Annotated in this window: 12 protein-coding genes; 8 read left to right on the top strand and 4 right to left on the bottom strand. The window is 66.2% G+C overall.

The annotated features are described in order from the left end of the window. Positions 1-174: 174 nt before the first annotated feature. Positions 175-753: a TIGR01841 family phasin PhaP1 gene (phaP1, locus tag MKD50_RS12805; RefSeq protein WP_115706660.1), complete on the bottom strand. Its 579-nt coding sequence runs from the start codon at positions 751-753 to the stop codon at positions 175-177. A 362-nt stretch (positions 754-1,115) separates the two neighbouring features. On the opposite strand from phaP1, the gene MKD50_RS12800 reads away from it, so the two are divergent. The 5 genes from MKD50_RS12800 (at position 1,116) to pbpG (ending at position 5,727) form a co-directional block, all read left to right on the top strand. Then, positions 1,116-2,042 carry a histone deacetylase family protein gene (locus tag MKD50_RS12800; RefSeq protein ID WP_115706661.1) on the top strand — a complete coding sequence of 309 codons (927 nt, stop codon included), beginning with the start codon at positions 1,116-1,118 and terminating at the stop codon, positions 2,040-2,042. Beyond that, positions 2,039-2,965, top strand: coding sequence for a DMT family transporter (locus MKD50_RS12795; protein WP_252667276.1), 927 nt, complete (start codon positions 2,039-2,041; stop codon positions 2,963-2,965). The genes MKD50_RS12800 and MKD50_RS12795 overlap by 4 nt, the downstream gene beginning before the upstream one ends. Before the next feature lie 84 nt (positions 2,966-3,049). Beyond that, complete coding sequence (locus MKD50_RS12790) at positions 3,050-3,508, top strand: acyl-CoA thioesterase (RefSeq protein WP_115706663.1); 459 nt, start codon at positions 3,050-3,052, stop codon at positions 3,506-3,508. Between the two features lie 16 nt (positions 3,509-3,524). Next, positions 3,525-4,247, top strand: coding sequence for a nitroreductase (locus tag MKD50_RS12785; RefSeq protein ID WP_115680017.1), 723 nt, complete (start codon positions 3,525-3,527; stop codon positions 4,245-4,247). A 262-nt stretch (positions 4,248-4,509) separates the two neighbouring features. After that, positions 4,510-5,727 (top strand): D-alanyl-D-alanine endopeptidase, encoded by a 1,218-nt coding sequence (pbpG, locus tag MKD50_RS12780; protein ID WP_252667275.1) that lies wholly within the window; start codon positions 4,510-4,512, stop codon positions 5,725-5,727. 64 nt (positions 5,728-5,791) lie between these two features. On the opposite strand, the gene MKD50_RS12775 is transcribed toward pbpG, so the two are convergent. The 3 genes from MKD50_RS12775 to MKD50_RS12765 all read right to left on the bottom strand — a co-directional run bounded on the left by MKD50_RS12775 (position 5,792) and on the right by MKD50_RS12765 (position 8,893). After that, positions 5,792-7,204: an FAD-binding oxidoreductase gene (locus tag MKD50_RS12775; protein ID WP_252667274.1), complete on the bottom strand. Its 1,413-nt coding sequence runs from the start codon at positions 7,202-7,204 to the stop codon at positions 5,792-5,794. A 15-nt stretch (positions 7,205-7,219) separates the two neighbouring features. Further along, positions 7,220-7,969: a FadR/GntR family transcriptional regulator gene (locus tag MKD50_RS12770; RefSeq protein WP_115706665.1), complete on the bottom strand. Its 750-nt coding sequence runs from the start codon at positions 7,967-7,969 to the stop codon at positions 7,220-7,222. 138 nt (positions 7,970-8,107) lie between these two features. Next, positions 8,108-8,893, bottom strand: a complete 786-nt coding sequence (locus MKD50_RS12765) for an IclR family transcriptional regulator (protein ID WP_012352591.1) — start codon at positions 8,891-8,893, stop codon at positions 8,108-8,110. A 233-nt stretch (positions 8,894-9,126) separates the two neighbouring features. Here MKD50_RS12765 and MKD50_RS12760 point away from each other — a divergent pair, with 233 nt between their 5' ends. From MKD50_RS12760 to MKD50_RS12750, 3 genes are read left to right on the top strand one after another with little or no spacing between them, the layout of a single operon-like run. Further along, a complete protein-coding gene (locus MKD50_RS12760) occupies positions 9,127-9,852 on the top strand; it encodes a (Fe-S)-binding protein (protein ID WP_240074255.1) in 726 nt (241 codons plus the stop codon). Positions 9,853-9,882: 30 nt separating this feature from the next. After that, positions 9,883-11,295 (top strand): LutB/LldF family L-lactate oxidation iron-sulfur protein, encoded by a 1,413-nt coding sequence (locus MKD50_RS12755; protein WP_252667273.1) that lies wholly within the window; start codon positions 9,883-9,885, stop codon positions 11,293-11,295. Next, positions 11,292-11,561 (top strand): hypothetical protein, encoded by a 270-nt coding sequence (locus MKD50_RS12750; RefSeq protein ID WP_115706668.1) that lies wholly within the window; start codon positions 11,292-11,294, stop codon positions 11,559-11,561. The genes MKD50_RS12755 and MKD50_RS12750 overlap by 4 nt, the downstream gene beginning before the upstream one ends. Positions 11,562-11,590: the final 29 nt, after the last annotated feature.

Below are 11,590 nucleotides of genomic sequence, written 5' to 3'. Positions count from 1 at the left end.
TAACGATACCTTTGGACAAGGAGACCGCGGTACCGAGGAGACATCGGCAGACAAGGCAGCGCCGGGCCAGTCGGTCAGGGCACTCCCTTCATCGTTGGCAAAGCCCACGGCAACGCGTGGCAATGGGCTTTGCCAACGGACCGGCCGGGGCCGGTCCGTCTTCAACACTGGCTATCAGGCAGCAGTGGCCTTCTTCGCCGTGGCCGTGCGGGCCGTGGCGCTGGCTTGCTGGGCAGCCTTGGTGGCAGCCGAAGCGGCGGCCTGGAAGTTGGTTTCAGCGATTTCGACCGCTTGCTTGGTCGCCTTCTGCACCGACTCGTAGGCGTTGTTGGCAGCGGAGATCGCCGACTTCACGATGGCCACGGTCGATTCCGAACCGGCCGGGGCGTTCTTGGCGAAGTTCTCGACCAGGGCCTGGACGTTCTTCGAGCCTTCGGCCAGCTGGGCCTCGGCCACCTTGGCGAATTCGCTCTGGGTTTCCGAAGCGATCTCGTACAGGTGACGGGTGTAGGCCAGGGTCTTTTCGGCGACCGGCTGCACGGCTGCAGCCTGGATCGCCAGCAGCTCCTGGGCGTCCTTGGCCGACAGCGCCTTCTTGGCGTTGTCGACGTTTTCGGCGAAGGTGGTCTTGACCACCTGCAGGTTCAGTTCGACGAGCTTTTCGACGCCTTCAAACGCCTTGGTGGTCAGGCCGAACAGCGTTTCGAGGTTAGCCTTTTGTGCTGCTGCGACTTGTTCCGGGGTGAGGATCATTGCTGGTCTCCAGTGGTGAACTTCAAGGTCAAGCAAATTAAGCCGCCTAGATGTCAGGGCCGTGACGGTGTTGTGCCCGTTTCGGCCAGCCCAGGCGTGTGGGTGGGTCAGGGCGCCGTTTGTGCGTTTGTGCGCCGCAACAAGCCGTATTGTAGGGGCGGCCGAATCAATGTCAAGGAGATTTTGTGCGTCGCACAAAATCCGGTTGGGAAGGTATACGGCAAGTGGCGTTGTGGCCATTTCCCGGCTCGGGCGGCAATGCCGGGGCAGGGGTGCTACCATCCCAGGCTGCCCGCGCCGGTACGGCCGGCCGAGGCCGGAATATCAACAAGATGTGAACATAATCGCCCAGGCCTCTTTGCATGCTCGCTTTCTACGCCGACCACTTCGTGCTGCCGTTGCCGCCCGGACATCGCTTCCCCATGCGCAAGTACAGCATGCTGCGCGACGCAGTGTCGGCCCAGGTGCCGGGGCTGCGCCTGTCCGAGGCGCCGCGCGCCGGCGACGATGCGCTGCTGCTGGCGCACACGGCGGAATACGTAGAGGCCGCCTCGGCCGGCACGCTCGACGCGGCGCGCCAGCGCGAGATCGGCTTTCCCTGGTCCGAAGCGATGGTGGAGCGCTCGCGCCGTTCGGCGGGCGCCACCATCGAGGCCTGCCGCAGCGCGCTGCGTGAAGGCATTGCCGTGAACCTGGCGGGCGGCACGCACCACGCGTACGCGGACAAGGGCGGCGGCTTCTGCGTCTTCAACGACGCCGCGATCGCCGCGCGCGTGCTGCAGCGCGACGGGGTGGTGCGCCGCGTCGCGGTGATCGACCTCGACGTGCATCAGGGCAACGGCACCGCATCGATCCTGCACGGCGACCCGTCGGTGTTTACGCTGTCGCTGCACGGCGAGAAGAACTACCCGTTCCGCAAGGAAGCGAGCGACCTCGACGTTGGCCTGCCGGATGGCTGCGACGATGAGGCCTACGCGCAGGCGTTGCAGACAGCGCTGGACACGCTGTTCCGCCGCTTCGAACCCGACCTGCTGATTTACCTGGCGGGCGCGGACCCGCACGAGGGCGACCGGCTCGGGCGGTTGAAACTGACCATGGCTGGCCTGGCACGGCGCGACCGCCTGGTGTTCGACGCCGCGCAAGCACGCCGGCTGCCGGTGGCGGTGACCATGGCCGGCGGCTACGGCAACCAGATCGAAGACACCGTTGCCGTCCATGCGCAGACGGTGCGGCTCGCCGCGCAATATCACGCCCGGTATGCGCAACTTGCCGCGCGGCTGGCATCATGAGCGAGGCGATCGAGTCGGGCCGCAGCGGTGCGGCCAGCCCGCGCGCCACGCTGTGGGTGGCATCGATGCCGTGGCTGTTCGTGCTGATCTGGAGCACCGGCTTTATCGTCGCCAAATACGGCATGCCCTACGCAGAGCCGATGACCTTCCTGTTCCTGCGCTTTGCCGGCGTGCTGGTGCTGATGGTGCCGTTCGTGCTGCTGGCGCGCGTGCCGCTGCCGCGCGCGACGGGATCGACCGCCACCGACTGGAGCGCGGTGGGGCATATCGCGGTGGCAGGCCTGCTGCTGCAGGCGGGCTATCTCGGCGGCGTATGGGCCGCGATCAGGCTCGGCATGCCGGCAGGCGTATCGGCGCTGATCGTCGGCATGCAGCCGATCCTGACCGCGCTGATCGCCACGCGCATGGGCGAGCGCATCGGCGCACGCCAATGGCTGGGCCTGCTGCTGGGCATCGCCGGCGTGGCGCTGGTGGTGGCGAACAAGCTCGGTGCCAGCGGCTTGACGCCGGCCAGCCTCGCGCTGGCTGGCGGCGCGTTGTTCAGCATTACCGTGGGCACGGTCTACCAGCGGCATTTCTGCCCGGTGTTCGACCTGCGCATGGGTTCGGTGATCCAGTTCGCCGCGGCGGCGCTCGCCTGCGTGCCGTTGATGTTCCTGTTCGAGACGCGGGAGGTGCAGTGGACTGCCGCCATGCTCGGCGCGCTGGCGTGGTCGGTGGTGGCGTTGTCGATCGGCGCGATCTCGCTGCTGTTCCTGCTGATCCGCCAGGGTGCGGCCACCAGGGTGTCCAGCCTGATGTACCTGACCCCGCCCACCACGGCGGTGATGGCCTGGCTCTTGTTCGGCGAGCGTTTCCCGCCGCTGGCGGCCGCTGGCATGGTGCTGGCCGCGCTTGGTGTCGCGCTTGTCATCCGTCGCTAGCGGCTGCGCGTTCGTATCGCGTAGGCCGCTGGTTCAGAATTTTCGCATTTCGTACTGCCTCGCGTCCTGTTCCTCTCTCGCCCCATGAAACCGCAAGCCGAATCGCGCAGTGCCTATCCGTACTTCCAGCCGATCACCACGCGTTGGATGGACAACGATGTCTATGGCCACGTTAACAACGTTGTCTACTACAGTTATTTTGACACCGTGGTGAATACCTACCTGATCCGGCAGGGCGTGCTCGATGTCACGTCGGGCGACACCATCGGGCTGGTGATCGAGACGCAGTGCAACTACTTCTCGTCGCTCAGTTTTCCCGAGACCGTGGTAGCGGGTTTACGCGTAGCCAGGCTGGGCACGTCGAGCGTGCGCTATGAGGTCGGCCTGTTCAGCGGCGACGACGAAGTCGCTGCCGCGCAAGGGCATTTCATCCACGTCTATGTCGATCGCGCTACGCGCCGGCCGGTACCGCTGCCGGGCGCGTTGCGCGAAGCGCTGCTGCCGTTGGCGGCGGCGGGCGCGGTGACGGGCGCACGGGAATAGGACGGGGCAACAGGAGATGAACAAGATGTCCCACGAGAAGCAACTCGGCTCGCAGGATGCCGTGGACTGCGTGGATCGTGCGATCCTGACGCGGCGTTCGGTGCGGGCCTTTCTCGATACGCCCGTGCCGCGCAGCACCGTCGAAGAGATCCTGGCGGTGGCCAGCCGCGCGCCGTCCGGTACCAACACGCAACCGTGGCGCGTCTATGTGCTGTCGGGCGAGGCCAAGGCGAAGCTGTGCGCCGACGTGCTGGCCGCCTATGAAGATCCCGAGCGCGACAGCAAGTATCGGGAGGAGTACCCGTACTATCCGCGCGAATGGGCCGATCCGTACCTGTCGCGGCGGCGCAAGGTGGGCTGGGACCTGTACGGGCTGCTCGAGATCAGCCGCGAGGACAAGGCGCGCATGCACGAACAGCATGCGCGCAACTTCCGTTTCTTCGATGCGCCGGTGGGCATCATCTTCACCATCGACCGCATCATGGAGCAGGGCAGCTGGCTCGACTACGGCATGTTCCTGCAAAGCATCATGGTCGCCGCCCGGGCACGCGGGCTCGATACCTGCCCGCAGGCGGCGTTCACGCAGTTCCACAAGATCATCGCCAGCCACCTGCGGCTGCCACCTGAAGAAATGGTGGTGTGCGGCATGTCGTTGGGTTTTGCCGATCCGGAGGCCGTCGCAAACCGCCTCACCACGGAACGTGAGCCGGTCAGCGGGTTTGCGCGTTTTCTCTCATAGTGAAATTTGTTTCAACATGTAACGATGGACGCCGATATCCCAAGAGACTTTGCGTATTGGCTTCGTCGCTACGAAGGGGTAGCAAGGGTGAGCCTGACTGCGCTTGGTTCGAGTTCGAAAGCGGACGTGACGCATCACTTACTTTTTTCACATTGTGGAAAGGTATGTGAATCGAACTTTAAAGAGCGTCTGTAAGTCTTTAATCTTGCTAACAATTTCTTTCTTTCCTACACTAGCGCCATTCCTATGCGCTGAACGAATCATGTTCCGGTCTGATTCCATTTTCTCCAGATTCTTCGGCTCCACACCCTTGTCCGCCGTCGCCGCCGCGGTACTGGTGTCGGTGTCGATGGTCGCGGTGCCTGTGGCCGAAGCGGCCACCAAGGCCTCATCCACGCAAAAAACAAGCAAAAAGCAGGAAAAATCCGCTAAAACGGAGAAAAAGACCGCTTCGAAGCCTGTTGCCAAGAGCGCCCGCAACGCCAGGGTCGCGAAGAGCGAAGCAGGCTCCACGCGCAAGGTGGTGGTGCTCAAGAAGGGCAAGCGCCATGTCGTGGTGGCGCAGCGCGCGGACCCGGTGCGGGCTGCGTTTACACCTTCCAAGCCGTCGCTGGGCGAGGCCATGGGCCTGCGCGACACGGACGATGCGCTGGCCTTGCGCTCCAGCGTCGCCCTGGTGATGGACCAGAACTCCAACGAGGTGCTGTTCCAGAAGAATGCCGGCGCCGTGCTGCCGATTGCCTCGATCACCAAGCTGATGACCGCGCTGGTGGTGATGGACTCGCGCCTGCCGATGGACGAGGTGCTGACCATCACCGAGGAAGACCGCGACACCGAGAAGCACAGCAGCTCGCGCCTGCGCTTCGGCACGCAGCTGACGCGCCAGGAACTGCTGCTGCTGGCGCTGATGTCGTCCGAGAACCGCGCCGCTTCGGCGCTGGGCCGCCACTACCCGGGCGGCCTGCCCGCCTTTGTACAGGCCATGAACCGCAAGGCGCGCGAACTCGGCATGAACGACAGCCATTTCGTCGATTCCAGCGGCCTGTCGAGCAGCAACGTGTCGAGCGCGACCGACCTGGTGCGCATGGTCAATGCCGCGTACCGCAACCCGACCATCCGCGAGTACTCGACCCAGACCGAGCATGAAGTCAACGTGCTCGGCCGCACCCAGCATTACGTCAGCACCAACCGCCTGGTGCGTGGCGGCAACTGGGAGATCGGCCTGCAGAAGACCGGCTTTATCTCCGAGGCCGGCCAGTGCCTGGTGATGCAGGCGCGGGTACATGGGCGCAACGTGGTGATGGTGTTCCTGGATTCGGCCGGCAAGCTGTCGCGCTTTGCCGATGCCAACCGGGTCAAGGACTGGCTCGAGCATTCGCCGTCCTCGCCGCAGCGCGGCTTCCCGTCCTCGCCGAACCTGACGCAGGGGCCGGGCAGCGCCCACGCGGTGCTGGCCTCGCAGCAATCGCGCGGGATCTGAGCCCGCACGCCTGACCGGAAAAACGCGCCGCAATGCGGCGCGTTTTGCTTTGGTGCGACAGCGGTCAGAGCAGCTTGCCGGGGTTCATGATCCCGGCCGGATCGAACACCGCCTTGATCTCCCGCATCAGCCGCAATTCCAGCGGATCCTTCACCGCCAGGAAGGCATGGCGCTTGAGCTGGCCGATGCCATGCTCGGCGCTGATGCTGCCGCCGTAGCGCATCACTTCGTCCAGCACCGCATCGGTCACGGCATCGCCTTGCGTGGCTGCCCAGTCCCTTGAGGCGCCGGCCGGACGCGACAGGTTGTAGTGCAGGTTGCCATCGCCGAAGTGTCCGAACACGAAGGGCCGGATCGCGGCATCGAGCGCGCGCAGCCGGGTTTCCATCGATGCCATGAAGGCGGGGATCTGCTCGATCGGCAGCGACACGTCGTGCTTGAGGTGCGGGCCGTCGGCGCGCTGCGCTTCGGAGATTTCCTCGCGCAGCTTCCACAGCGCCTGCAGTTGCGCGAGTGAAGCGGAGACCGCGGCATCGAGGCACAGCTCGCGCTCCAGCGCCTCGCCGATGACGCGTTCCAGCAGCGCGTTCAGCGCCGCCTCGTCGGTGGTGTCGGCCAGCTCCACCAGTACATAGGCGGGATAGCGCTGCGCGAACGGTTCCTGCACGCCTTCCGCATGCGCGAGCACCAGGTCCAGGCAATCACCGGTAAAGAATTCGAAGGCCTGCAGACGTGCGCCGCATTGCTCGAACAGCAGTTCATAGAGCGCCAGCGACTGCGCGGGCGAGGCCACTGCCGCCAGCACCACGCTGCGCGTATCGGTGCGCGGGAACAGGCGCAACGCCGCCGCGGTGATCACGCCGAGTGTGCCTTCGGAGCCGATCAGCAGTTGCTTCAGGTCATAGCCGGTATTGTCCTTGCGCAGCGTGCGCAGCCCGTGGAAGACCTCGCCGTTGGGCAGCACCGCTTCGACCCCCAGCACCAGTTCGCGTGTCATGCCATAGCGCACCACGTTGACGCCGCCGGCATTGGTGGCGAGGTTGCCGCCGATCTGGCACGAGTCTTCGGCAGCCAGCGACAGCGGCAGCAAGCGGTTGGCGTCCTGGGCCGCGCGGCGCAGGTTGCCCAGGATGCAGCCAGCCTCGACCACCATGGTATTGGCGATGGTATCGAGCGAGCGCACCGCGTTCATGCGGTCCAGGCTCAGCACCACGTTCTGCGCGCGCGCGTCGGGCGTGGCGCCGCCGCACAGGCCGGTATTGCCGCCGCGCGGCACCACCGGCACCGCGGCCTGCTGGCATAGCGCCAGCGCGCGCGACACTTCGTCGACGCTACGGGGCCGCAGCACCGCCTGGGCCTGGCCACGGTAGATGCCGCGCCAGTCCGACAGCCACGGCGCGATCTCGTCGGGATGGGTCAGCGCGGTGTCGGGGCCAAGGGCTTCGGTGAGCCGCTGGGCAAGGGATCCGTTTTGCATGATGGTGGTGTCTTGTCAGGAAAGGGATGCGGGGCTGGTGGCGCCAGGCGCCGTGGCTGCGTCGGCGCGCACGCGTAGCGCAAGTCCGAGGCGGCGCGCCGCGCTTTGCAGGTGCGCCACCGCCGCCGCGCGCGCCGCGCCGGCATCGCCGCGGCGGATGGCCGCGACGATGGCCTCGTGTTCGGCATGCACGGTCTCGGCCAGGCCGGGCTGGCGCAGCGTATTGGCGCGCGCGGTGGCGACGGCCTGGTGCAGCTGCAGGTTCAGATACTGCAGCAGCTGGCGGTAGTACGGGTTGTGCGTGGCGGCGGCGATGCCGATATGGAAGGCCGCGTCGAGATCGGCGGCCGGCTGCGGGTCGTAGAGCCGCGCCTGCAGGCGCTGCAGCAGGGCCGCCAGCGCGGCCACGTCGTCATCGGTGCGGCGCACCGCGGCCAGCGCCGCGGCGGCGCCTTCCAGGTCGATGCGAAGGTCGTACAGGTCGGCCAGCTCGGCGGCGTCGAACTCGGGATCGCGCGGCAGCTGGAAGCCGGATGCGCCGGTGCGCGAGCGCACCGTGCAGCCGACGCCCTGGCGCGACTCGACAAAGCCCTGCGAGCGCAGGTGCTCGGTGACTTCACGGATCACGGCGGCGCTGACGCCGTATTGCTCGGCCAGCTGCCGGCCGGTCGGCAGGCGGCTGCCGACGGGGTAGGCGCCGCTTTCGATATCGGCGCGCAACTGGCGCGTGACCTGTTCGGTAAGGGTGACGGTGCGGGTTCGCATGGCAGTCGATTATAAGGTTTGCTGGTTATCTGAAAACATAGGGTAAACGTTAGGGCGGAAAATCTGGCGTATCAAAAGCAAAACGCGCGGACTGCCTCGCTGGCAGCCCGCGCGTTGGCGGCAATGCGGCAGGTGGCGTCAGGCCGCGGCTTCGGTCACGTAGCCCATGCCGCGCGAGATCTGCAGGGCGGTGTCCTTCAGGTTCTGCAGCCAGCTGTCCTGCAGCCGGTCCGCCGGCGCCGACAGCGACAGGCCCGCCACCAGCCGGCGCGAGTCGTCATAGATGCCGGCGGCGATGCAGCGCACTCCCAGTTCCAGCTCCTCGTTGTCGCGGGCATAGCCGTTGGTGCGGACCCAGTTGAGTTCGCGTTCGAGTTTGGCCAGGTCGGTGATCGAGGTGCGGGTGTGGCCGGCCAGCCCGGTGCGGGTGGCGTAGTTGCGCACGCGCGCCGACTCGTCGGCGGCCAGGAACAGCTTGCCCACCGAGGTCAGGTGCAGCGGGGCGCGGCCGCCGATGGCGCGCACCACCTGCATGCCCGAGCGCTCGCTGTACGCGCGCTCGATATAGACGATCTCGTCGCCCTGGCGCACCGACAGGTTGACGGTCTGGCCGGTGACGCGGTGCAGCGCGCGCATCGGCGCCAGCGCCGCGTCGCGCACCGACAGGCGCGCCTTGACCAGGTTGCCCAGCTCCAGCAGCCGCATGCCGAGCCGGTAGCTGCCGGGGTCGGAGCGGTCGACGAAGCGGCAGGCGACCATGTCGTTGAGGATGCGGTGCGCGGTGGAGGGATGCAGTCCGGTGGCCAGCGACAGCTCTTTCAGGCTGACCGGGTCGGCATGCTGGGCGAGGGCGTCCAGCAGGGTCATCATGCGCTCGATGACCTGGATGGACGTCTTGCCGGGTGACTTGTCTGCGTCGGACATTGGGAAAATTAGAAATGTTGCCTTGCGGCATTTTTAAACCTGCCTGATTCTATCTCGCATCGTGAAAATTTCAATAGGTGAAATGACATTACGGTAAGAAAGCGCCCGTGATGTCTCGACCCCGAGTGCCGTGCATGGCACCGCATTCACCGCTGCGCTGAACGCTTTGTGCGCCACTCGCGGCGCTGAACGCGCATAATTGCGGGGTTTTCAGGGTCTGGGAGAAGTCAACAATGCGAGTCGGTCTGTTCCACACCTGCCTGGTGGACCTGATGCGCCCGGAGATCGGTTTTTCGGTGCTCAAGCTGCTGGAAGCCGCCGGCTACGAGGTCATGGTGCCCGAGGCGCAGACCTGCTGCGGCCAGCCGGCCTACAACTCGGGGGAACGCGCGGTATCGCGCGACCTGGCCGAGAAATTCCTGCGCGAGTTCGAGATGTTCGACTACATCGTGGTGCCGTCGGGCAGTTGCGGCGGCATGATCCGGCATCACTACGCCGACTTGCTGCGCGACGATCCGGAACTGAACGGCCGCTACGAGCGCCTGCGCGAACGCGTGTTCGAGCTGACCGACTTCCTCGCCACCGTGGCCCGGATCGAGACCCTGCCGTCGACCTTCGCGGGCCAGGTCACCTACCACGATTCGTGTTCCGGCCTGCGCGAACTGGGGGTCAAGCAGCAGCCGCGCACGTTGCTGTCGCGCCTGCCCGGCGTGCAGCTGACCGAGATGAAGGACTGCGAGGCCTGCTGCGGTTTCGGCGGCACCTTCTCGGTCAAGTACGGCAATATCTCCACGGCCATCGTCGACGAGAAGTGCGCGAACATCCAGGCCACCGGCGCCGACGCCGTGGTGCTGGGCGACCTGGGCTGCATGCTCAATATCGAAGGCCGCCTGCGCCGCACCGGCGACAGCCGCACCCGCGTGCTGCATATCGCGCAGGTGCTGGCGGGCGACGCCTGACCGCGACGACACCATCAGGAATTCGCCACGATGCAAGTCCACAGCATGGAATTCAAGGCGCGCGCCGGGCAGAAACTGGCCGACCAGCGCCTGCAGCAGAACCTGAAGAAGCTTTCGACCAAGTTCGTCACGGCGCGCGCCGAGGCGATCCGCGATATCGATTTCGACGCCACGCGCGAGGCCCTGAAAGAGCGCCGCAACCGCGCGCTGGAAAACCTCGACGTCTGGCTCGCCACGTTCGAAGAAAACGCCACCCGCCGCGGCGCCACCGTGCTGTTTGCCGAAACCACCGCCGATGCCGCGCGGCTGGTTGCGGAGATCGCGCAGAAGCACGGCGTGAAGAAGGTCATCAAGAGCAAGTCGATGGTGACCGAGGAAATGCGCCTGAACCAGGTGCTGGGCGAGATGGGCGTGCAGAGCATCGAGACTGACCTGGGCGAGTACATCCTGCAGATCAACGACTCGGAGCCGCCGTCGCACATCATTGCGCCGGTGGTGCACAAGGACAAGGACGAGATCGCCGACCTGTTCGCCAGGGTTCACCACAAGCCGCGGCTGACCGAGATCCCGGAGATGACGCGCGAGGCGCGCGAAGTGCTGCGGCCGGAATTCCTCAGCGCCGACATGGGCGTCACCGGCGGCAACTTCATCATCGCCGAGACCGGCTCGGTGGCGGTGGTTACCAACGAAGGCAATGAAGGCATGTGCACGGTAATGCCGCGCGTGCACGTGGCGGTGACCGGTATCGAGAAGGTGCTGCCGACGCTGGAAGACCTGGCCACGGTGATGCGGCTGCTGCCGCGCTCGGCCACCGGCCAGGCGATCTCCAATTACTTTTCGCTGCTGACCGGGCCGCGCGCCGAAGGCGAGCGCGACGGTCCCGAGCATATGTATTTCGTGCTGGTCGATGGCGGCCGCAGCGGACTGATCGGCGGCGACTTCCAGGAGATGCTGCGCTGCATCCGCTGCGGCGCCTGCATGAACCACTGCCCGGTGTACCAGAAGATCGGCGGCCATGCCTATGGCTGGGTCTATCCCGGGCCGATGGGCAGCGTGCTGACCCCCAGTTACGTTGGCCTCGCCAAGACCGTCGACCTGCCACAGGCGGCGACCATGTGTGGCGAATGCAATCGCGTCTGCCCGGCATCGATCCCGTTGTCCGACCTGCTGCGCAAGCTGCGCGAGAAACAGATGGAGCGCGGCCTGCGGCCGTGGCAGGAGCGCTTCGCGCTGAAGGCCTGGGGCTACGTGGCCAAGCGGCCCGAACTCTATGCGCTGACTGCCCGCATCGGGGCCTGGCTGCTGGGCCGCATGGGCGGCAGCAACGGACTGATCGCCAGCCTGCCGCTGGCGGGCAAGGGCTGGACCGAAACACGCGACATGCCGGCGCCGTCGGGCCGCACGTTCCGCGAACTCTACAAGGAAAGGAGGGCGCGTTCATGAGCGCTAAGAATTCGGAAGCGCTGGCGCGCATGCGCGCCGCGCTGGAGCAGCACGTCGCGGGGTCGATGCCCGCGCAGGAACTCGTGCGCGCATGGCGCGATGCCGGCAGCGCGCTGGCGCTGCCGCCTGTCTACGGGCAGGCGATGGAAGAACTGCTGCGCAGGCTGGAGATGTCCGCGGTGTTTGCGCAGGACAGCTGCTCGTTCTCGAGCAGCGCGGTGACCGACCAGCTGGCGCGGTGGCTGGACAAGGCGGCGACGGCCTGAGGCCGGTACGCCTCCCCGCGGCCGCCCCC

The sequence above is a fragment of the Cupriavidus mimosae genome, from assembly GCF_023952485.1.
Classification (GTDB): Bacteria; Pseudomonadota; Gammaproteobacteria; order Burkholderiales; family Burkholderiaceae; genus Cupriavidus; species Cupriavidus taiwanensis_C.
This window is presented reverse-complemented; position numbering and strand designations above follow the sequence as displayed.

What these genes read in the sequence shown, in the direction of transcription:
- MKD50_RS12785 (WP_115680017.1), top strand. Translation starts at nt 3,525, where the DNA reads ATGAACAAGATGTCCCACGAGAAGCAACTCGGCTCGCAGGATGCCGTG.
- phaP1 (WP_115706660.1), bottom strand. Translation starts at nt 753, where the DNA reads ATGATCCTCACCCCGGAACAAGTCGCAGCAGCACAAAAGGCTAACCTC.
- MKD50_RS12790 (WP_115706663.1), top strand. Translation starts at nt 3,050, where the DNA reads ATGAAACCGCAAGCCGAATCGCGCAGTGCCTATCCGTACTTCCAGCCG.
- pbpG (WP_252667275.1), top strand. Translation starts at nt 4,510, where the DNA reads ATGTTCCGGTCTGATTCCATTTTCTCCAGATTCTTCGGCTCCACACCC.
- MKD50_RS12765 (WP_012352591.1), bottom strand. Translation starts at nt 8,893, where the DNA reads ATGTCCGACGCAGACAAGTCACCCGGCAAGACGTCCATCCAGGTCATC.
- MKD50_RS12770 (WP_115706665.1), bottom strand. Translation starts at nt 7,969, where the DNA reads ATGCGAACCCGCACCGTCACCCTTACCGAACAGGTCACGCGCCAGTTG.
- MKD50_RS12750 (WP_115706668.1), top strand. Translation starts at nt 11,292, where the DNA reads ATGAGCGCTAAGAATTCGGAAGCGCTGGCGCGCATGCGCGCCGCGCTG.
- MKD50_RS12775 (WP_252667274.1), bottom strand. Translation starts at nt 7,204, where the DNA reads ATGCAAAACGGATCCCTTGCCCAGCGGCTCACCGAAGCCCTTGGCCCC.
- MKD50_RS12755 (WP_252667273.1), top strand. Translation starts at nt 9,883, where the DNA reads ATGCAAGTCCACAGCATGGAATTCAAGGCGCGCGCCGGGCAGAAACTG.
- MKD50_RS12760 (WP_240074255.1), top strand. Translation starts at nt 9,127, where the DNA reads ATGCGAGTCGGTCTGTTCCACACCTGCCTGGTGGACCTGATGCGCCCG.
- MKD50_RS12800 (WP_115706661.1), top strand. Translation starts at nt 1,116, where the DNA reads ATGCTCGCTTTCTACGCCGACCACTTCGTGCTGCCGTTGCCGCCCGGA.
- MKD50_RS12795 (WP_252667276.1), top strand. Translation starts at nt 2,039, where the DNA reads ATGAGCGAGGCGATCGAGTCGGGCCGCAGCGGTGCGGCCAGCCCGCGC.